Here is a 21,193-nt window from a genome sequence, read left to right on the forward strand (position 1 = left end):
TGAGATGGCGCACGATCATCACGATTATTCCCAGGGCTACGGTCCGGTCGGCCCGGCTCCGCAGGAGCACAGCGTCGTCTACACGACGCTGCACTACGACACGCCGTGGTCGTACGAGAACTACCTCAAGACCGGCGGTTACGCCGCGCTGCGCAAGATCCTGACCGAGAAGATGGATCCGGCTGCCATCGTCGATCTGGTGAAGGCCTCGGGCCTGCGCGGTCGCGGCGGCGCAGGCTTCCCGACCGGCCTGAAGTGGTCCTTCATGCCCAAGGGCAGCGGCACGCAGAAGTACATCCTGTGCAACTCGGACGAATCCGAGCCCGGCACGGCGAAGGATCGCGACATCCTGCGGTACAACCCGCATTCGGTCGTCGAAGGCATGGCGATCGCCTGCTATGCCACCGGTTCGACCGTGGCCTACAACTACCTGCGCGGCGAGTTCCACCACGAGCCCTTCGAGCACTTCGAGCAGGCACTGAAGGAAGCGTACGAACACGGGTGGCTGGGCAAGAACGTGCTCGGCAGCGGCGTGGACATCGACATCTACGGTGCGCTGGGCGCCGGTGCGTACATCTGCGGCGAAGAAACCGCGCTGATGGAATCGCTGGAAGGCAAGAAGGGCCAGCCGCGCTACAAGCCGCCGTTCCCGGCGAACTTCGGCCTCTTCGGCAAGCCGACGACCATCAACAACACCGAGACCTACGCCTCGGTGCCGGCGATCATCCGCAACGGCGCGGAGTGGTTCCTCAATCTGGGCAAGCCGAACAACGGCGGTCCGAAGATCTTCTCGGTCTCCGGTCACGTCGCGAAGCCGGGCAACTACGAGATCCGCCTGGGCACGCCGTTCTCCGAGCTGCTCCAGCTCGCCGGCGGCATGCGCAACGGCAAGAAGATCAAGGCCGTGATTCCGGGTGGTTCGTCGATGCCGGTGCTGCCCGGCGAGACGATGATGTCGCTCACGATGGACTACGACGCCATCCAGAAGGCCGGTTCGGGCCTCGGTTCGGGCGCGGTCATCGTGATGGACGAGGACACCTGCATGGTGCGCGCCTGCCAGCGCATCGCGCGTTTCTACTTCAAGGAAAGCTGCGGCCAGTGCACGCCGTGCCGCGAAGGCACCGGCTGGATGTACCGCATGCTGACCCGCATCGTCGACAAGCAGGCGACGCTGGAAGACCTGCAGATGCTGCGCGCCGCCGCCGGCCAGATCGAAGGCCACACCATCTGCGCGTTCGGCGAAGCCGCCGCGTGGCCGGTGCAGGGCTTCCTGCGTCACTACTGGGATGAATTCGAGTACGCGATCGTGAACAAGCGTTTCCTGGTCGACGACCAGCGCGCCGGCACGGTGGTGGAGAAGGTCGCCGCATGAGCGCACAGCCCGTAAATCCGAACCTGCCGCCGGACCACGTCACCGTCTTCATCGACGGCGTCGAGATGGCCGCGCCGAAGGGTTCCATGATCATCCATGCCGCCGACAAGGCCGGCATTCCGATCCCGCGTTTCTGCTACCACGACAAGCTGGCCGTCGCGGCGAACTGCCGTATGTGCCTGGTCGAGGTGGAAAAGATGCCCAAGCCGGCGCCGGCCTGTGCCACGCCGGTCATGGACGGGATGAAGGTCGCCACGCGTAGCGACAAGGCGCTCAAGTCGCAGCGCAACGTGATGGAGTTCCTGCTGATCAACCACCCGCTCGACTGCCCGATCTGCGACCAGGGCGGCGAGTGCGAGCTGCAGGACCTGTCGCTGGGTTACGGCCGTTCCGTCAGCCGTTTCGCCGAGCGCAAGCGCGTGGTGCCGGACGAGGATATCGGTCCGCTGGTCGCCACCGAGATGACCCGCTGCATCCAATGCACGCGCTGCGTGCGCTTCACCGCGGAGATCGCCGGCACGTATGAACTCGGCGGCATGTACCGCGGCGAGAACCTGCAGATCGGCACCTACGACGGCAAGCCGCTGACGACCGAGCTGTCGGGCAACGTCATCGACGTGTGCCCGGTCGGCGCGCTGACCAACAAGGTGTTCCAGTTCAAGGCGCGCCCGTGGGAACTCATCGCGCGAGAATCGGTGGGCTACCACGACGCGCTGGGCAGCAACCTGTTCCTGCACGTGCGTCGCGGCGAAGTGCTGCGCACCGTGCCGCGCGACAACGAAGCGGTCAACGAATGCTGGCTGTCGGACCGCGACCGTTATTCGCACCAGGGCCTGTACGCGGAAGACCGCGCGACCGTGCCGATGGTGAAGGAGAACGGCGAATGGCGTGAAGCCTCGTGGGAAGAAGCGCTGGCCAAGGCCGCGAAGATCCTGCGCGACAACGCCGCCGATCAGCTCGGCATCCTCGCCGGCCCCGCGACGTCGAATGAGGAGGGCGCGCTGCTGGCACGCCTCGCCGAAGCGCTGGGCACGGGCAACCTCGACCACCGCATCGGCCAGCATGACCTGAGCGACGCCGCGCACGCGACGACGTTCGCCGCGCCGGTGGCCGACATCAACCACGCCGACGTCATCGTCATCGTGGGCTCCAATCTGCGCCACGAACTCCCTCTGGTGAACCAGCGCGTGCGCAAGGCCTGGACCCGCGGCGCGAAGGTGTACGTGGTCAACCCGGTCGATTTCGACTTCACCTACGACGTCGCGCAGAAGGCGATCGTCGCACCGTCGCAGATCGCTGCGACGCTGGGCGACGACGGCCTGGTCGACATTGCGAAGAACGCGACGCGTGCGGTCGTGATCGTAGGTGCGCTGGCCGAGAACGGCCCGTACGCCGCGCAGATCCGCAAGGCCGCGGCCGATTTCGCCGCCGCCACTGGCGCCTCGCTCAACCGCATCCCGCAGGGCGCGAACGCCGTCGGCCTGTCCGACTACGGCGTGCTTCCGACCGCGCGCGACGCGCAGTCGATGCTGGCCGATGCACGTTCGGCCTACGTTCTGTACGGCATCGAGCCGGGCATGGACTTCGCCGACACCGCGACCGCGCTGAAGGCGCTCAATGCGGCGCAGGTCGTGGCGTTCAGCACCTTCGCGTGCCGTTCGACGCGCGCGGTCGCCGACGTGATCCTGCCGATCGGCCTGCTGCCGGAAATCGACGCGACGCTTACCAACCTCGACGGCCGCCAGCAGGCGACCGTCGCCGGCGGCAAGCTGCCGGGCCAGGCGCGTGCCGGCTGGCGCGTGCTTCGCGCCCTCGGCGGCGAGCTGCAGGCGAAGGGCTTCGATTTCATCGACCTGGCTGGCCTGCGTGCCGGCATGCAGATGCGCGATGTCGACGTTGCGGCCGGCAAAGCGCCGAACGTCTCGGGCGACGGCCTGGAAGTGGCCGCAAGCATGGCGATCTACCGCAGCGACGCGGTCGTGCGCCGCGCGCCGGCGCTGCAGTCGCATCCGCTCAACGTCGAGCCGAAGGCGGTGATCAATCCGAAGGACGCCGCCGCGCTCGGTTTCGCCGATGGCATGGTCGGCAAGTTCAACACCGCCGCGGGCACCGCGACGCTGCCGGTCTCGGTCAGCGACAAGGTCGCGCCGGGCACGGTGTGGGTGGAATCCGGTCACGGCGCCACCGCACCGATGTCGGGCCGCGTGCAGGCGGGGAGGGCATAAGCAATGTTTGATCCGTTCCGCGACTGGCTGCTGTCGCTCGGCAACATCGGCGCGATCCTCTGGATCGTGCTGAAGGTCCTCGCCATCGCCATGCCGGTGATCATCACCGTGGCGTTCTACGTGGTCTGGGAGCGCAAGCTCATCGGCTGGATGCACGTACGCCACGGACCGATGTACGTCGGCATGGGCATCCTTCAGGCGTTCGCCGACGTCTTCAAGCTGCTCTTCAAGGAAGTCATCCAGCCCACGCGGGCGGAGAACTTCCTGTTCAAGCTCGCGCCGCTGCTCGCGCTTGCGCCGGCGTTCGCCGCCTGGGCGGTGGTGCCGTTCGACTACCAGGTCGTGCTGTCGAATGCGAACGCGGGCCTGCTGTACCTGCTCGCGATGACCTCGCTGGGCGTATACGGCATCATCCTCGCCGGCTGGGCGTCGAACTCTAAGTACGCATTCCTCGGCGCCATGCGTGCCGCGGCGCAGGTGGTTTCGTACGAAATCGCGATGGGCTTCGCGATGGTCGGCGTGATGGTCGGCGCCGGCAGCCTGAACCTTACCGACATCGTGATGGCGCAGTCGGGCAACTCCGGTTTCCTGGAGTGGTTCTGGGTGCCGATGCTGCCGCTGTTCGTCGTCTACTTTATCTCCGGCGTGGCCGAAACCAACCGCGCGCCGTTCGACGTGGTGGAAGGCGAGTCGGAAATCGTGGCCGGCCACATGGTCGAGTATTCGGGTTCGGCGTTCGCGCTGTTCTTCCTGGCCGAATACGCCAACATGATCCTGATCAGCTTCCTGACCTCGATCTTCTTCGTCGGCGGCTGGCTGAGCCCGTTCCACGGGTGGGGCATCCCTCTGCTGTCGGTCGACGGCTGGTGGTGGCTGCTCGCCAAGGTGTTCTTCTTCGCCAGCTGCTTCATCTGGTTCCGCGCGTCGTTCCCGCGCTATCGCTACGACCAGATCATGCGACTGGGCTGGAAGGTGTTCATTCCGATCACCATCGCCTGGATCTGTGTGGTCGCGGTCATGGCGTACTTCAAAATCTTCGAGCCCGGGGTGTAAGGGGCAGGCATGAATCGCATCGTTTCCTACTTCAAGAGCCTGCTGCTCATCGAGCTGTCGCAGGGACTCGCCCTCACGGCGAAGTACCTGTTCAAGCCGAAGTACACGCTGATGTACCCGATGGAAAAGACCCCGCAGTCGCCGCGCTTCCGCGGCGTGCATGCGCTGCGTCGCTATCCCAACGGCGAAGAGCGCTGCATCGCATGCAAGCTGTGCGAGGCCGTGTGCCCGGCGCTGGCGATCACCATCGATTCGACCAAGCGCGAGGACGGCACCCGCCGCACCACGCGTTACGACATCGACCTGTTCAAGTGCATCTTCTGCGGATTCTGCGAGGAGTCCTGCCCGGTCGATTCGATCGTGGAGACGCACGTGCACGAGTACCACTTCGACCGGCGCGGCCAGAACATCGTGACCAAGCCGCAGTTGCTGGCCATCGGCGACCGCCTCGAGGCGGAAATCGCCGAGCGTCGCGCGGCCGATGCACCTTTCCGCTGAGGGCCTGACGAACATGGATCTCGCCCAGATTGCCTTCCTCGTCTTCGCCGCCGTCGCCACGATGGCCGCGGTCGGCGTCATCAGCGTCAAGAACCCGGTGCACGCGGTCCTGCTGCTGGTGCTGACGTTCTTCTCCGTCGCCTGCACCTGGATCATCGCCGGTGCCGAGTTCCTCGGCGTCGCGCTCATCCTGGGTCTACGTCGGCGCGGTGATGGTGCTGCTGCTGTTCGTGGTGATGATGCTCGACATCGACGTCGCGCCGCTGCGCGAAGGCTACGTGCGCTACCTGCCGCTCGGCTTGGTCGTCGCCGTGATCATGCTGGTGGAAATGCTGACGCTGATCGGCGTCAAGGCCAGCGTCGCGACCGGGTTCCCGGCCGATCCGTCCGCAGCGGGCAACACGCAGTGGCTGGCGCGTGCGCTGTTCACGCAGTTCCTGCTGCCGTTCGAGGTCGCCGCGGTCATCCTGACCGTCGCCGTGATCGCAGCGGTGACGCTGACGCTGCGCCGTCGTGTCGGTGCGCGCCACCAGAGTCCGTCGGCCCAGGCACGCGTGCGCGCCGCCGACCGCGTCCGCGTCGTGAAGATGGATGCCGTCAAGCCGGTCGTCCCGGCGGAAACCCCGGCAGAGGAGGGCAAGCCGTGAGCGAATTCTTCGGCGCCGGGCTTGCGCTCGGCCATTACCTCGCGCTCGGCGCGGTGCTGTTCTGCATCAGCGTCGCGGGCATCTTCCTCAACCGCAAGAACGTGATCATGTTGCTGATGTCGCTGGAGCTGATGCTCCTGTCGGTCAACATCAACTTCGTGGCGTTCTCGCGCCAGCTGAGCGATCCGGCCGGCCAGGTGTTCGTGTTCTTCATCCTGACGGTGGCCGCGGCGGAAGCCGCCATCGGCCTGGCGATCCTGGTGACGCTGTTCCGCAACCGCCGCACGATCAACGTGGCCGAAATCGATTCGATGAAGGGGTGAGCCGCCGCGCTTGCGAGCCACTGGCTCGCGCGGCGGCGAACGCCCGGCCATGGATGGTCGGGCAGGGCGACCCGAAGCCCGAAGCGTTCCGCCATGGATGGCATGGCCAACGGATAGAGATCTGGTGCAGTACGACGACGCAATGGAAATGAGCCGTGATATCTAAAAACCTTCTACTGCTGATCGTCCTCGCGCCACTTTTCGGCGCGATCGTCGCCGGCCTGTTCCGCCGCCAGGTGGGCCGCGCCGGTGCGCACTGGGTGACCATCCTCGGCGTGGCGGTCAGCTGCGCGCTGTCGATGTACACGCTGTGGCAGCTGCTGCAGGGCGCCTCGCCGTTCAACGAGAACGTCTATACCTGGTTCCAGGTCGGCGGCATCGAAGCGCACGTCGGCTTCATGGTCGACAAGCTCACCGCGATGATGATGGTGGTCGTCACCTTCGTCTCGCTGCTGGTGCACATCTACACCATCGGCTACATGGCCGAGGACGACGGCTACCAGCGCTTCTTCAGCTACATCTCGCTGTTCACCTTCTCGATGTTGATGCTCGTGATGAGCAACAACTTCCTGCAGCTGTTCTTCGGCTGGGAAGCAGTGGGCCTGGTGTCGTACCTGCTGATCGGCTTCTGGTTCAAGCGCCCGACCGCCGTGTTCGCGAACCTCAAGGCGTTCCTGGTCAACCGCGTGGGCGACTTCGGCTTCCTGCTCGGCATCGCCGGCGTGCTGTACACCTTCAACACGCTGGACTACGGCACGGTGTTCGCGCGTGCCGGCGAGCCCGCACTGGCCGCCGCACAGATGCAGAACGCGTGGCCCGCGCTGGCCGAGGCCGGCAGCTGGCTGGCGCCGGTCGGCGGCTGGTCGCTGATGACCTTCATCTGCATCTGCCTGTTCATCGGTGCGATGGGCAAGTCGGCGCAGGTGCCGCTGCACGTGTGGCTGCCGGACTCGATGGAAGGCCCGACGCCGATCTCCGCGCTGATCCACGCCGCGACGATGGTGACCGCCGGCATCTTCATGGTCGCGCGCATGTCGCCGCTGTTCGAGCTGTCGCAGACCGCGCTGTACTTCGTGCTCTTCATCGGCGCCACCACGGCGTTCTGGACGGGCCTGATCGGCATCGTGCAGAACGACATCAAGCGCGTGGTCGCGTACTCGACGCTGTCGCAGCTTGGCTACATGACCGTCGCGCTGGGCGTGTCGGCGTACAGCGCCGGCGTGTACCACCTGATGACGCACGCCTTCTTCAAGGCGCTGCTGTTCCTGGGCGCCGGCTCGGTGATCATCGGGATGCACCACGAGCAGGACATGCGTCGCATGGGCGGCCTGAAGAAGTACATGCCCATCACGTACTGGACGATGCTCATCGGCACGCTGGCGCTGATCGGCACGCCGTTCTTCAGCGGCTTCTACTCGAAGGACACCATCATCGAGGCCGCCGCCGAGCACGCGCATGAAGCGCACAACTGGATTGCGACGTACGCGTACTGGGCGGTGCTGCTGGGCGCGTTCGTGACCTCGTTCTACAGCTTCCGCCTGCTGTACCTGACCTTCCACGGCAAGGAACGCTTCCACGATCCGGTGCCCGACCACTATGTCGCGCCGGAAGCGGACTCGACCGAGCACGAGTCGCAGCTCGCCGAGCAGCACGGCCACGACGCGCACCGCGCGCCGGTCGCGCACGTCACGCACGATGCGCACGCGAAGCACGGCGACAGCCATGGCCATGACGACCACCATGCGCACACGCCGCACGAGTCGCCGTGGGTGGTGACGCTGCCGTTGATCCTGCTGGCGATCCCGTCGGTGCTGATCGGCTTCTTCACCGTCGGGCCGATGCTGTTCGGCACGGACGTCTTCGGCCATCACAAGCAGCTGCCGTTCTTCCTCGGCGCCATCGACGTGGGCGCCGCGCGCGACACTGTCGCCAGGGTGGGCGAGGAGGTCTGGCACGGTCCGGTCGCCTACGCGCTGCACGGCTTCAAGGCGCCTGCGTTCTGGCTGACCCTGGCCGGCTTCGTGCTCGCGACCGTCATGTACTGGTGGAAGCCGGAACTGCCCGCCAAGGCGCGCCGCATCTTCGCCTGGCCGGTGCGCGTGCTCGAGGAAAAGTACGGCTTCGACAAGCTCTGGATCGGCGGTTTCGCCGGCGGCGGCCTGGGTCTGGGCAAGGCATCGCGCGCCATCGACTCGCACGTCATCGACGGTGCGGTGGTCAACGGCAGCGCCCGCGTCGTCGACCTCGTCGCCAACCTGACCCGCCGCATCCAGTCGGGTTATCTCTACCACTATGCGTTCGCGATGATCATCGGCCTGATTGTTCTGCTGGCCGCACTGATCCGCCACTGGCACTAACTAGGACAAGGACCCGACGTGAACCCCGAGCCCTTGCAGAGCACTTCCTTCCTGCTCAGCCTGCTGATCTGGCTGCCGATCATCGGCGGCCTGGCCACGATGGCATTCGGCAACGAGCGCGCCGGCGCGGCGCGCTGGTTCGCCACCGGCATCGCGTTCCTCGCGCTGCTGGCGAGCATTCCGCTGCTCACCGGTTTCGACATGACGACGCCGGCGATGCAGTTCGTCGAGAACCGTAACTGGATCCCGGCCTACGACATCCGCTACCACCTTGGCGTCGACGGCATTTCCGTCGCGCTGATCGCCCTGACCACGCTGACCACGCTGCTGGCGATGATTGGCGCGTGGACTTCGATCGACAAGCGCGTGGCGCAGTACTACGCCGCGTTCCTGATCCTCGAAGGCCTGATGGTCGGCGTGTTCGCCGCGCTCGACGCGATGCTGTTCTACGTGTTCTTCGAAGGCATGCTCATCCCGATGTTCATCATCATCGGCGTGTGGGGCGGCCCGCGTCGCGTGTATGCGTCGATCAAGTTCTTCCTGTACACGTTCCTCGGCTCGCTGTTCATGCTGCTGGGCCTGATCTACCTGTACCTGAAGGGCGGCAGCTGGCAGCTCGCCGACATGTACGCGCTGCCGCTGACGGCGACCGAGCAGATGTGGCTGTTCTTCGGATTCCTCATTGCCTTCGCGGTGAAGGTGCCGATGTTCCCGGTGCACACCTGGTTGCCGGATGCGCACGTGGAAGCGCCGACCGCTGGCTCAGTGATCCTGGCCGCGATCATGCTGAAGATCGGTGGCTACGGCTTCATCCGCTTCGTGCTGCCGATCGTCCCGGACGCCGGCGCCGAGTGGGCGTGGCTGGTGATCGCGCTGAGCCTGATCGCCGTGGTCTACGTCGGCCTGGTCGCCCTGGCGCAGGACGACATGAAGAAGCTGATCGCGTACTCGTCCGTCTCGCACATGGGCTTCGTCACGCTCGGCACGTTCATAGCCTTCGCGCTGGTGCGCGAGGCCGGCAACACCGACGGTGCGCGCCTGGGCCTGCAGGGCGCGATGGTGCAGATGATCAGCCACGGCTTCGTGTCGGGCGCGATGTTCTCCTGCGTCGGCGTGCTGTACGACCGCATGCACACACGCATGATCAAGGATTACGGCGGCGTCGCGAACGTGATGCCGTGGTTCGCCGCGTTCGTCGTGCTGTTCGCGATGGCCAACTCGGGCCTGCCGGGCACCTCGGGCTTCGTCGGCGAGTTCATGGTGATCCTGGCCAGCTTCCAGCAGCACCCGCTGATCGGCTTCGTCGCGGCAACCACGCTGATCATCGGCGCGGCCTACACGCTGTGGCTGGTCAAGCGCACGATGTGGGGCGAAGTGGGCAACGCGCATGTCGCCGAGCTCGAGGACATCAATGCACGCGAAGCCTTCGTGCTGGGTGTGTTCGCCGCCGGCGTGCTGATCCTGGGCCTGTGGCCCAAGCCCCTGACCGACCTGATGGAACCCGCCATCGCGAACCTGGCGACCCAGATCGCCGCGTCGAAGCTCTGAGGTTGTAGCGAATGAACATGCCTGTCCGCTCCGCCGCCGACCTGCTGCCGCTCCTGCCGGAGCTGGTGGTGATCCTCGGCGCGTTCGCTCTGCTGATGCTCGACCTGTTCGTCGACGAGCGCCGCCGCGTCGTCAGCCACCTGTTCGCCATCGCGGTCCTGGCCGTGGCCACCTTCATGGTCGCCACTGGCGTGGGCGGCCACGGCACGGTGCTCAACGGCATGTTCGTGCGCGATACCGCTGCCGACGTGATGAAGGTGACCATCGGCGTCGTCGGCATCCTGTCGATGATCTACACCTGGCCGTACCTGCGCGCCCGCGACCTGTACAAGGGCGAGGTCTCGGTACTGATGCTGTTCGCCATCGCCGGCATGATGCTGCTGGTGTCGTCCGGCAGCCTGGTGATGGTGTACCTCGGCCTGGAAATGTTGGCGCTGTGCTCCTATGCGCTGGTCGCGGTGGATCGCGACAGCCCGCTCGCGTCGGAAGCGGCGATCAAGTACTTCGTGCTCGGCGCGCTGGCGTCCGGCCTGCTGTTGTACGGCCTGTCGCTGGTGTACGGCGCCACCGGTTCGCTGCAGTTGGACCAGATCGCGACCGCCACGCAGCAGCGCATCGCCGAAGGCAACACGCTGATGCTGATCACCGCGGTGGTGTTCATCGTCGCCGGCATCGCGTTCAAGTTCGGCGCCGCGCCGTTCCACATGTGGCTGCCGGACGTGTACCACGGTGCGCCGACGCCGATCACGCTGTTCATCGGCTCCGCGCCGAAGCTGGCCGCGTTCGGCATGACGTACCGTCTGCTTGAAATTGGTGCGCCGGCGTTCGAGGAACAGTGGCGCCTGATGCTCGCGATCCTCGCGGTGCTGTCGCTGGCCATCGGCAACCTCAGCGCGATGGTGCAGACCAACTTCAAGCGACTGCTCGCCTATTCGACGATCTCGCACGTGGGCTTCCTCTTCGTTGGCCTGGCCGGCGGGGGGCGCGAAGGCTTCGCGGCGGCGCTGTTCTATGCGATCAGCTACGCGATCATGTCGGCCGCGGCCTTCGGCGCGATCGTCGTGCTCTCGCGTCGTGGGTTCGAAGCGGACCGCATCGAGGACTACAAGGGCCTCAATGCGCGCAATCCGTGGATGGCCGGTCTGGTGCTGTGCGTGATGGCCTCGCTGGCCGGCGTGCCGCCGTTCCTCGGCTTCTGGTCGAAGCTGGCCGTGCTGCGCGCCGCGCTGCAGGGCGACATGCTGTGGCTGACGCTGGTCGGCGTCGTCTTCGCGGTGATCGGCGCGTTCTACTACCTGCGCGTGATCAAGGCGATGTACTTCGACGAGCCGGAAGGGCAGGGCATCGAAGCCACCGACAATCGCCCCCTGCGCATCACCTTCGGGGTGAATGCACTGGCGCTGCTCGCGCTGGGCCTCGCGTGGAATCCGATCATGGCGTGGTGCCAGCGGGCGTTCGCGGGATAGTTTTTTCGCGCAAATCCGATTTGATTCATGAATCGGGGTTGCGCATGTTTTAGTCGGCCGTTATGATGGTCGGCCTGATGCGGGGTGGAGCAGTCTGGCAGCTCGTCGGGCTCATAACCCGAAGGTCGCAGGTTCAAATCCTGCCCCCGCTACCAGCTTCGGCAGGCGTAGTCTTCAGGACTCACGCCGGCGGAAGGTCCGGAATCCGGACCTTCCCAGGCCAAAGGCTCGGGCTTGGTGGTCGCGCACTGCTCACGCGACCACACCGAAATCCAGCTGTACGGACAAGGGGCCCGCAAGGGCCCTTTGTCGTTTTCGCGCTTGTGGGCTCGCGATCCGGAAGTAACTGCTTTGGAATGCGTGCTTCGGAAGAACGTGTGCGCAGAGGCGTTTTGCTGGGTATTGCATTGCATCGAGGCACCGCGGCGTCAACACGGTGCCGGTTTCATGGGAGTCAGTTCGCGTGGCCGATAAAGCTGTCGAAATCGCCAACCTGCTCGCCCCGACCGTCGCGTCGCTGGGCGTCGAGCTGCTGGGTGCGGAGTACCTGCCGTCTCCCGGCAGCGCCGTGCTGCGCCTGTACATCGACGTGCCGGCCGATGAAGCCGTGGGCGAGGACGGGCAGCCGCGTTCGGTGACCATCGAGGATTGCGAAGCGGTCAGCCGCGAGGTTTCGGCGCAGCTCGACGTCGAGGATCCGATCAGCGGCATGTACACGCTGGAAGTGTCCTCCCCGGGAATCGACCGTCCGCTGTTCACGCTGGCGCACTACGCGCGCTTCGCGGGCGAGACCGCCAAGGTCGGCCTGAAGCTGCCGCAGGACGGCCGCCGCCGCCTTCAGGGCCGCATCGTGCGGGTGCAGGGCAACGACGTGGTGTTCGACGTGGACGGCAACGAGTTCGTCACCGCATTCGGAAATATCGACAAGGCGCGCCTGGTCCCGGACTGGGCCGCGCTGGGAATGGCCCCGGTCAAGCCGGGCAAGGACAAGCCGGCGAAGGGCGCGCCCAAGGGCGGCGCTTCGAAGGCGAAGAAGTAATCACCAAATCACCATCAAAGCCGGCGGCGCGAGTCGCCGACCGTGCGGAGTCAGAGAGATGAGCAAGGAACTGTTGCTGGTCGTGGATGCAGTCGCCAACGAGAAGGGCGTGCCCCGCGAGGTCATCTTCGAGGCCATCGAGGCCGCGTTGGCCTCGGCTGCGAAGAAGCGCTACCACGACGAGGACGTGCTGGTGCGCGTCACCATCGACCAGAAGGACGGCAGCTACGAGACCTTCCGCCGCATGGAAGTCGTGGCCGACGACGTCGTCATGGAATCGCCGGACCGCCAGGTTCGCCTGATGGACGCCATCGACGAAGTCGAGGGCGTGGAAGTCGGCGACTACATCGAAGAGCAGATCGAAAACCCGGAATTCGGCCGCATCGCCGCCCAGGCCGCCAAGCAGGTCATCGTCCAGCGCGTGCGCGAAGCCGAGCGCCAGCAGGTCGTGGACGCGTGGAAGGATCGCGTGGGTGAGCTGGTCACCGGCGTGGTCAAGCGCGTGGAGCGCGGCAACATCTACGTCGACCTGGGCGGCAACGCCGAGGCGATCATCCCGAAGGACAAGGGCATCCCGCGCGACGTGCTGCGTACCGGCGACCGCGTGCGCGGCTACCTGTTCGACGTGCGCAGCGAGCCCCGCGGCCCGCAGCTGTTCATCAGCCGCGCGGCGCCGGAATTCATGATGGAGCTGTTCAAGCTCGAGGTGCCGGAAGTCGGCCAGGGCCTGGTGTCGATCAAGGCCTGCGCGCGCGATCCGGGCGACCGCGCCAAGATCGCCGTGGTCGCGCACGACAACCGCACCGACCCCATCGGTGCCTGCATCGGCATGCGCGGTTCGCGCGTGCAGGCCGTGAGCAACGAGCTCAACGGCGAGCGCGTGGACATCGTGCTGTGGTCGGACAATCCGGCCCAGTTCGTCATCAACGCGATGGCGCCGGCCGAAGTGCAGTCGATCATCGTCGACGAAGAGAAGCACTCGATGGACCTGGCCGTGGCGGAAGACCGCCTGGCGCAGGCGATCGGCAAGGGCGGCCAGAACGTGCGCCTGGCCAGCCGCCTGTCGGGTTGGCAGCTGAACGTGATGACGCAGGACCAGGTCACGGCGAAGTCGGAGGCCGAACAGGCCTCGGCCCGCCAGCTGTTCCAGGACAAGCTGGAAGTCGACGAGGAAATCGCCGGCATCCTGGTGTCGGAAGGCTTCAGCACGGTCGAGGAAATCGCCTACGTGCCGGTCGGCGAGCTGCTGGCGGTCGAGGGCTTCGACGAGGACATCGTCGAGGAACTGCGCTCGCGCGCCCGCGACGCCCTGCTCAACGAGGCCCTGGCGGCCGAGGAAGAGCTGGACGAGCACCAGCCGGCGGCCGACCTGCTCGAGCTGGACGGCATGGACGAGGCCACCGCCTATGCGCTGGCCGCCCGTGGCGTGGTCACCCGCGACGACCTGGCCGACATGGCCACCGACGAGCTGACCGATGTCGAAGGCATCGACGAGGCCCGTGCCGCCGCGCTGATCATGGAAGCGCGCAAGCACTGGTTCGAATGAATACCGCGTCGGCTCGCCTGGCACCCCCGGGCTAGAATGACGCCAACACGCGCGGGACCCGTCCCGCGCCACGAGGACACCGAATCCGAATGTCGCAGCAAACCACCATCCGCAAGCTGGCCGAACTGGTGAACACGCCGGTCGAGAAGTTGCTGGAGCAGCTGGCCGAGGCCGGCATGACCTTCAGCGGCCCCGACCAGGTCGTCACCAGCATCGAGAAAGTCAAGCTGCTCGGCTTCCTCAAGCGTGCCCATGGCAAGGCCGAGGACAAGGCCGAGCCGGGCGACGCGGCGAAGAAGATCACGCTCAACCGCAGCCGGAAGCAGGAAATCACCGTCGGCGGCGGCAAGAACAAGACGACCGTCGACGTCGTGGTGCGCAAGAAGGTCACGCTGGTGAAGCCGACCGACTCGCAGCCGATGTCCGAGAGCGACGAGCGCGCCGACATCCTGCGCAAGCTGGAGGAATCCAAGCAGCGCAACCTCGCCGAGCAGCAGCGCCTGGCCGCCGACGACAAGCGTCGCGCCGACGAGCTCGATGCCGCGCGTCGCGAGGCCGAGGAAGCCGCGCGCCAGAAGGCCGAGGAAGAAGAGCGCGCCCGCCTGGCCGATGCCAGCGCCGCAGCCGGCGATGCCGACGAGCCGGTGCGCAAGCCCGCTGCCAGCGGTCATGGCCACGGCCACGGCCATCCGAAGCCGGCCGCCCCGGCCCGTGCACCCGAAGCCGCCCGCGGCGCCCCGGCGCACAAGACGCGCGGTTCGCACGCGATGGTCGCGACCGTCGAGGACGACGACCGCACCAACCGTTTCGCCGGCCAGATGCACCTGAGCGCGACCGATCGCGCGCGCCGTTCGAGCAACACGCGCGGCAAGTCCAAGCCGACGCGCCGTCACGCCGAGCAGGCCCGTTCGGGCAGCGGCTTCATGCGCCCGACCGCGCCCATCGTCCGTGAAGTGGCGATCGGCGAGACCATCACCGTCGCCGACCTGGCGCAGAAGATGGCGCTCAAGGGCGGCGACGTGGTGAAGGCGCTGTTCAAGATGGGCGTCATGGCGACCATCAACCAGTCGATCGACCACGACACCGCCGCGCTGGTGACCGAGGAACTCGGCCACGTCGTGGTCAAGGCCGACGCCGCGACCGCCGAGGACGCGCTGCTGGCCCACGTCGAGGAAACGCAGGGCGAGAAGGCGCCGCGTCCCCCGGTCGTCACCATCATGGGCCACGTCGACCACGGCAAGACCTCGCTGCTGGACTACATCCGCCGCACGAAGGTGGCCTCCGGCGAAGCCGGCGGCATCACCCAGCACATCGGCGCGTACCACGTGGAAACCGACAAGGGCGTCATCAGCTTCCTCGACACCCCGGGCCACGCCGCGTTCACCTCGATGCGCGCCCGCGGCGCCAAGCTGACCGACATCGTGGTGCTGGTCGTGGCCGCCGACGACGGCGTGATGCCGCAGACGCGCGAAGCCATCCAGCACGCGAAGGCGGCCGGCGTGCCGCTGATCGTGGCGATCAACAAGATCGACAAGTCCGACGCCGACCCGAGCCGCGTCAAGAACGACCTGCTCGCCGAAGACGTGGTCGCCGAGGACTTCGGCGGCGACACGCAGATGGTGGAGCTGTCGGCCAAGACCGGCCTCGGCGTGGACGACCTGCTCGACGCCATCAGCCTGCAGGCCGAAGTGCTCGACCTCCAGGCCATGCCGACCGGCCGCGCCAACGGTACGGTGATCGAATCCGCGCTCGACAAGGGCCGCGGTCCGGTCGCCACCGTGCTGGTGCAGCAGGGCGAGCTCAGGAAGGGCGATTACCTCGTGTGCGGCGTGCAGTACGGCCGCGTGCGCGCCCTGTTCGACGAGAACGGCAAGCAGGTCGAGAAGGCCGGCCCGTCGATCCCGGTGCAGGTGCTGGGCCTGTCGGGCGTACCCGACGCCGGCGACGACTTCGTGGTCGTCGACGACGAACGCCTGGCCAAGGACGTGGCGCAGCAGCGCGACGCCAAGCGCCGCGAATCGCGCCTGGTCGCCGCCGCCGGCAACCGCATGGAAGACATCATGGCCCAGATGGGCAAGGGCGAGGGCCAGTTGAGCCTCAACCTTGTCGTCAAGGCCGACGTGCAGGGTTCCGTCGAAGCGCTGCGCCAGGCACTGGTCGCGCTGTCGAACGACCAGATTCGCATCAACGTCATCAGCTCCGGCGTGGGCGGCATCACCGAGTCCGACGCCAACGCCGCGCTCACCGCGAAGGCCACGATCATCGGCTTCAACGTGCGTGCCGACGCTTCGGCCCGCAAGGTGATCGAAGCCAACGGCCTGGACCTGCGCTACTTCTCGATCATCTATGACGTGATCGACCAGGTGAAGCAGGTGGCCTCGGGCATCCTGGGCGTGGAGATCCGCGAAGAAATCATCGGCACCGCCGAGGTTCGCGACGTCTTCCGCAGCTCGAAGTTCGGCGCCGTGGCCGGCTGCATGGTCGTGGAGGGCGTGGTCAAGCGGAACAAGCCGATCCGCGTGCTGCGCGACAACGCGGTCATCTTCGAAGGCGAACTGGAGTCGCTGCGTCGCTTCAAGGAAAACGTCGACGAAGTCCGCAACGGCACCGAATGCGGTATCGGCGTGAAGGCGTACAACGACGTCAAGCCGGGCGACCAGATCGAGTGCTTCGAGCGCATCGAAGTCCAGCGCACGCTGTAAGACAGGAACGGGCGGGTTCATCCCCGCCCGTTTCTCGTTCCACCCAATCAGCAATTGGATTTATGCCTAAAACGTTCCACCGCACCGATCGCGTTTCCGCCCAGCTCCGTCGCGAACTGGGCACGCTGGTGCACGAAGCCGTGCGCGAGCACGGCCTGCCGTCCGTCAGTGTCTCCGACGTGGAAGTCACGCGCGACCTCGCGCACGCGAAGGTGTTCGTCACCGCGTTGCAGCAGGAGCGTTCGCGGGAGGCCGTAAAGGCTCTCAAGGAACTGGCTCCGCAGATCCGCTACCAGCTCGGCCGCGCGGTGAAGATGCGCCACGTGCCGGAGCTGCATTTCCACTACGACGACTCGGTCGATCGTGGCGAGCGCATCGGCAACCTGTTGCGCGACAACCCGGCCGTGTCCGAAGACGCTAGCGGCGACACGGGCGACGCGGACAAGTAAGTAAGTCCGCCATGTGCGCCTGCTGACGCAGGTTTTGCCGTTCGTCAGCCCGACCTCCATCCGATTCATCGACTTGTTGCCCTGACCCCGGGGATCCACGCAGGATTCGCCACGGGAGCCTGGGCCTCGTCCCGCCTTTCGGCGGACGAACTCGACCCCGCTGCGACCTGCGGACCTTCTGCGGACGATCCATGACGAAAGCCAAGACGCGCTTCCGCCCGCTCGACGGCATCCTGCTGCTCGACAAACCGCAGGGGCTGAGCTCCAACCAGGCCCTGCAGCAGGCGCGCCACCTGTTCCGCGCCGAGAAGGGCGGCCACACGGGTAGCCTGGATCCGCTGGCGACCGGACTATTGCCGCTGTGCTTCGGCGAGGCGACGAAGATCGCCGGCCTTCTGCTCGGTTCGGCCAAGGCCTACGAGACCACGGCGGTGCTCGGTCTCACGACCGACAGCGATGACGCCGACGGCGCGCCGCTGCTCGAACGCCCCGTCCCCGCGTTGGACGATGCCGCCATCGAAGCCGCACTGGCCCCGCTGCGCGGCCCGATCCGCCAGCGTGCCCCGATCTATTCGGCGCTGAAACAGGGCGGCGAGCCGCTCTATGCCAAGGCCCGCCGTGGCGAAGCCATCGAGGCGCCGGAGCGTGACGTCGTCGTGCATCGTTTCGAGCTGATCGAGCGCGACGGGCCGCGCCTGCGCCTTCACGTCGAATGCGGTTCGGGCACCTACGTGCGCAGCCTGGTCCGCGACCTCGGCGAGGCGCTCGGATGCGGCGCGCACGTCGCCACGCTCCGCCGGCTCTGGGTCGATCCGTTCCATGCCCCACGCATGATTACGCTCGACGCGTTGCGTGCGATGCGCGAATCCGACGGCGAAGCAGCGATCGAGGACTTGCTGTTGCCGATCGAGGCCGGGCTGTCGCAGTTCCCGCGCGTCGATGTCGACGCCTCCGCCGCGCGCCGGCTCGGGCAAGGGCAGGGCGTTGATTGCGCGCAAGCGGCCGATGGACTGGTCGCCATCTTTGGTCCGGAGGGTCGCTGCCTGGGCCTCGGCCAGCGCACGGGCACGCGCCTGGCGCCGCAGCGGCTGTTCCGATGGGCGGCCCAGAGCGGGGCTGAACAGGCGGCCTCGTCCGCCGTGTGAACGGGCTCCCGTATCGGCGCGCCCGATCTTCACGCATCACGGCGGTCGCATTCGCGTAGGGCTGCTGTTACAATTTCGCCGCTTTTCAAGCACCTAATCAGTACCCCTTCGCAACATTCCACCAGCAAACGGCGGGCCAGGCGGTGCGTCGGCGCGGTTCATTCCGGTCGATTCGCTTTCTGCAGGCCACGCATCTACGAGGCAACAACCCGATGTCCATCGACACCAGCAAGATCATCGAAGACAACAAGCGCGGCGCCAACGACACCGGCTCGCCGGAAGTCCAGGTCGCCCTGCTCACCGCTCGCATCGAGCAGCTGACCGGCCACTTCAAGGTCCACAAGCAGGACCACCACAGCCGTCGCGGCCTGCTGCAGATGGTCAACCGCCGCCGCAGCCTGCTCGACTACCTGAAGCGCAAGGACAACGAGCGCTACAAGGCCCTGATCGAGAAACTCGGTCTGCGCCGCTAAACGCACTACCGACCGCGGCGCAGCGATGCGCCGCGGTTCGTTTTTGAGGTGCACTCGCCTCTTCGCAGTACCGGTGGACCCGCGCAACGCGCACACGGTCTCCACCGCGCACCACCCGGACGCGCCCGGCGCATCCACGCAAGACCATCCGAACACGCACCGCCCAGGGCGGTCGACCGGAGCGGGGCAGGGGCCTCGACCGGAACGCATCAGAAACGATAGGAACCCAACGTGGCAAAAATCACCAAGACCTTCCAGTACGGCGATCACCAGGTGACGCTGGAGACCGGCGAAATCGCTCGCCAGGCTAGCGGCGCCGTCATCGTCAAGATGGACGACACCGTCGTGCTGGTGTCTGCCGTCGCCGCCAAGAGCGCGCGCGAAGGGCAGGACTTCTTCCCGCTCACGGTGGACTACCAGGAGAAGTTCTACGCCGGTGGCCGCATCCCGGGTGGCTTCTTCAAGCGCGAAGGCCGTCCGACCGAGAAGGAAACGCTGATCTCGCGTCTCATCGACCGCCCGATCCGCCCGCTGTTCCCCGAGGAATACAAGAACGAAGTCCAGATCATCGCGACGGTGATGTCGCTGAATCCGGAAATCGACGGCGACATTCCGGCGCTGATCGGCGCCTCGGCCGCGCTGGCGCTGGCCGGCACGCCGTTCCAGGGCCCGATCGGTGCCGCGAAGGTCGGTTACAAGAACGGCCAGTACATCCTCAACCCGACCGCCACGCAGCTGGCCGACTCCGATCTGGAGCTGGTCGTCGCCGGTACGTCCAACGCCGTGCTGATGGTCGAATCCGAAGCGAAGATGCTGTCGGAAGACGTGATGCTCGGCGCGGTGATGTTCGGCCATCGCGAGATGCAGAAGGTCATCAACGCCATCAACGAGCTGACCGTGGAAGCCGGCACCAAGCCGTCGACCTGGGTCGCCCCGGCGAAGAACGACGCGCTGATCGCCGCCATCGTCGAATCGGCCGGCGCTTCGCTGAAGCAGGCCTACCAGATCCGCAACAAGGCCGAGCGCCGCGACGCCATCTCGGCCATCCGCAAGGACACCTGGGAACAGCTGTCGGGCCGCGCCGAAGCTTCGGGCTGGTCGGCTGGCGAGTACGCCAAGGAGTTCGGCGATCTCGAATACCGCACCATGCGCGACTCGGTGCTCGACACCAAGATCCGCATCGACGGTCGCGACCTGACCACCGTGCGTCCGATCGAATGCAAGACCGGCGTGCTGCCGCGTACCCACGGCTCGGCGCTGTTCACCCGCGGCGAGACGCAGGCCATCGTGGTCACCACGCTGGGCACCGCGCGCGACGGCCAGATCATCGATGCCGTGTCGGGCGAGTACAAGGAAAACTTCCTGTTCCATTACAACTTCCCGCCGTACTCGGTGGGCGAGACCGGCCGCTTCGGCGCGCCGAAGCGTCGCGAGATCGGCCACGGCCGCCTCGCCAAGCGCGGTGTGCTCGCCACGATGCCGACGCTGGAAGAGTTCCCGTACACGATCCGCGTCGTGTCGGAAATCACCGAGTCGAACGGTTCCTCGTCGATGGCCTCGGTTTGCGGTTCCTCGCTCGCGCTGATGGACGCCGGCGTGCCGGTGAAGTCGCCGGTCGCGGGCATCGCGATGGGCCTGGTGAAGGAAGACGACCGCTTCGTCGTGCTGTCGGACATCCTGGGTGACGAAGACCACCTGGGCGACATGGACTTCAAGGTGGCCGGTTCGCAGGAAGGCATCAGCGCCCTGCAGATGGACATCAAGATCCAGGGCATCACCGAGGAGATCATGAAGGTCGCCCTCGCCCAGGCGAAGGAAGGCCGCCTGCACATCCTCGGCGAGATGGCGAAGGCCATCACCGCGCCGCGCAGCGAGCTGAGCGAGTACGCGCCGCGCCTGCTGACGATGAAGATCCACCCGGACAAGATCCGCGAAGTGATCGGCAAGGGCGGTTCGACCATCCAGGCGATCACCAAGGAAACCGGTACGCAGATCGACATCCAGGACGACGGCACCATCGTCATCGCGTCGGTGAATGCCGCCGCTGCGCAGGCCGCCAAGGCGCGCATCGAGCAGATCACCTCCGACGTCGAGCCGGGCCGCATCTACGAAGGCAAGGTCGCCAAGATCATGGACTTCGGTGCGTTCGTGACGATCCTGCCGGGTAAGGATGGCCTGGTGCACGTCTCGCAGATCTCGAGCGAGCGCGTGGAGAAGGTCTCCGACAAGCTGAAGGAAGGCGACACGGTCAAGGTGAAGGTGCTGGAAGTCGACAAGCAGGGCCGCATCCGCCTGTCGATGAAGGCCGTCGAGGAAGGCGAGGGCGTTCCGGCCGAGTAAGCCGGGCGTT

General features: G+C 66.4%; 15 protein-coding genes, 1 tRNA gene and 1 pseudogene. All 17 read left to right on the forward strand.

Annotation, left to right across the window (positions count from 1 at the left end; translation table 11 throughout):
• Positions 1-4 precede the first annotated feature (4 nt).
• The 17 genes and pseudogenes from nuoF to pnp all read left to right on the forward strand — a co-directional run bounded on the left by nuoF (position 5) and on the right by pnp (position 21,183).
• Complete coding sequence (gene nuoF / locus ABIE51_RS08335) at positions 5-1,372, forward strand: NADH-quinone oxidoreductase subunit NuoF (protein WP_192630374.1); 1,368 nt, start codon at positions 5-7, stop codon at positions 1,370-1,372.
• Complete coding sequence (nuoG, locus tag ABIE51_RS08340; protein WP_192630375.1) at positions 1,369-3,597, forward strand: NADH-quinone oxidoreductase subunit NuoG; 2,229 nt, start codon at positions 1,369-1,371, stop codon at positions 3,595-3,597. The genes nuoF and nuoG overlap by 4 nt, the downstream gene beginning before the upstream one ends.
• A 3-nt stretch (positions 3,598-3,600) precedes the next feature.
• Positions 3,601-4,650, forward strand: a complete 1,050-nt coding sequence (gene nuoH, locus ABIE51_RS08345) for an NADH-quinone oxidoreductase subunit NuoH (protein WP_115840666.1) — start codon at positions 3,601-3,603, stop codon at positions 4,648-4,650.
• Positions 4,651-4,659: 9 nt separating this feature from the next.
• A complete protein-coding gene (gene nuoI, locus ABIE51_RS08350; RefSeq protein ID WP_115840665.1) occupies positions 4,660-5,148 on the forward strand; it encodes an NADH-quinone oxidoreductase subunit NuoI in 489 nt (162 codons plus the stop codon).
• Between the two features lie 13 nt (positions 5,149-5,161).
• Positions 5,162-5,795: pseudogene (locus ABIE51_RS08355) on the forward strand (NADH-quinone oxidoreductase subunit J).
• Positions 5,792-6,118 (forward strand): NADH-quinone oxidoreductase subunit NuoK, encoded by a 327-nt coding sequence (nuoK, locus tag ABIE51_RS08360; protein ID WP_192630376.1) that lies wholly within the window; start codon positions 5,792-5,794, stop codon positions 6,116-6,118. The pseudogene ABIE51_RS08355 and the gene nuoK overlap by 4 nt, the downstream one beginning before the upstream one ends.
• Before the next feature lie 155 nt (positions 6,119-6,273).
• Positions 6,274-8,475, forward strand: a complete 2,202-nt coding sequence (gene nuoL / locus ABIE51_RS08365; RefSeq protein ID WP_192630377.1) for an NADH-quinone oxidoreductase subunit L — start codon at positions 6,274-6,276, stop codon at positions 8,473-8,475.
• Between the two features lie 51 nt (positions 8,476-8,526).
• Entirely contained in the window at positions 8,527-10,023 is a 1,497-nt protein-coding gene (locus ABIE51_RS08370) for an NADH-quinone oxidoreductase subunit M (RefSeq protein ID WP_181902683.1), read from the forward strand.
• Positions 10,024-10,034: 11 nt separating this feature from the next.
• Positions 10,035-11,489 (forward strand): NADH-quinone oxidoreductase subunit NuoN, encoded by a 1,455-nt coding sequence (nuoN, locus tag ABIE51_RS08375; RefSeq protein WP_157029857.1) that lies wholly within the window; start codon positions 10,035-10,037, stop codon positions 11,487-11,489.
• Between the two features lie 78 nt (positions 11,490-11,567).
• Positions 11,568-11,644: transfer RNA gene (locus ABIE51_RS08380), tRNA-Met, on the forward strand.
• Between the two features lie 308 nt (positions 11,645-11,952).
• Positions 11,953-12,528, forward strand: coding sequence for a ribosome maturation factor RimP (gene rimP, locus ABIE51_RS08385; protein WP_115840662.1), 576 nt, complete (start codon positions 11,953-11,955; stop codon positions 12,526-12,528).
• A 58-nt stretch (positions 12,529-12,586) separates the two neighbouring features.
• On the forward strand, positions 12,587-14,074 hold the full coding sequence (gene nusA / locus ABIE51_RS08390) for a transcription termination factor NusA (RefSeq protein WP_115840661.1): 1,488 nt from the start codon (positions 12,587-12,589) through the stop codon (positions 14,072-14,074).
• Positions 14,075-14,163: 89 nt separating this feature from the next.
• Positions 14,164-16,776 (forward strand): translation initiation factor IF-2, encoded by a 2,613-nt coding sequence (infB, locus tag ABIE51_RS08395; protein WP_115840660.1) that lies wholly within the window; start codon positions 14,164-14,166, stop codon positions 16,774-16,776.
• A 62-nt stretch (positions 16,777-16,838) separates the two neighbouring features.
• Positions 16,839-17,225 carry a 30S ribosome-binding factor RbfA gene (rbfA, locus tag ABIE51_RS08400; RefSeq protein ID WP_192630378.1) on the forward strand — a complete coding sequence of 129 codons (387 nt, stop codon included), beginning with the start codon at positions 16,839-16,841 and terminating at the stop codon, positions 17,223-17,225.
• A 191-nt stretch (positions 17,226-17,416) separates the two neighbouring features.
• A complete protein-coding gene (gene truB, locus ABIE51_RS08405; protein WP_192630379.1) occupies positions 17,417-18,370 on the forward strand; it encodes a tRNA pseudouridine(55) synthase TruB in 954 nt (317 codons plus the stop codon).
• Positions 18,371-18,582: 212 nt separating this feature from the next.
• The gene (rpsO, locus tag ABIE51_RS08410) at positions 18,583-18,843 is read left to right on the forward strand and encodes a 30S ribosomal protein S15 (RefSeq protein ID WP_115840657.1); all 261 of its coding nucleotides are present in this window, start codon (positions 18,583-18,585) and stop codon (positions 18,841-18,843) included.
• A 231-nt stretch (positions 18,844-19,074) separates the two neighbouring features.
• Entirely contained in the window at positions 19,075-21,183 is a 2,109-nt protein-coding gene (gene pnp, locus ABIE51_RS08415) for a polyribonucleotide nucleotidyltransferase (protein ID WP_192630380.1), read from the forward strand.
• The last annotated feature ends 10 nt before the right edge of the window (positions 21,184-21,193 follow it).

Origin of the sequence: Lysobacter sp. OAE881 (assembly GCF_040546665.1) — a bacterium.
GTDB classification, from domain to species: Bacteria; Pseudomonadota; Gammaproteobacteria; order Xanthomonadales; family Xanthomonadaceae; genus Lysobacter_J; species Lysobacter_J soli.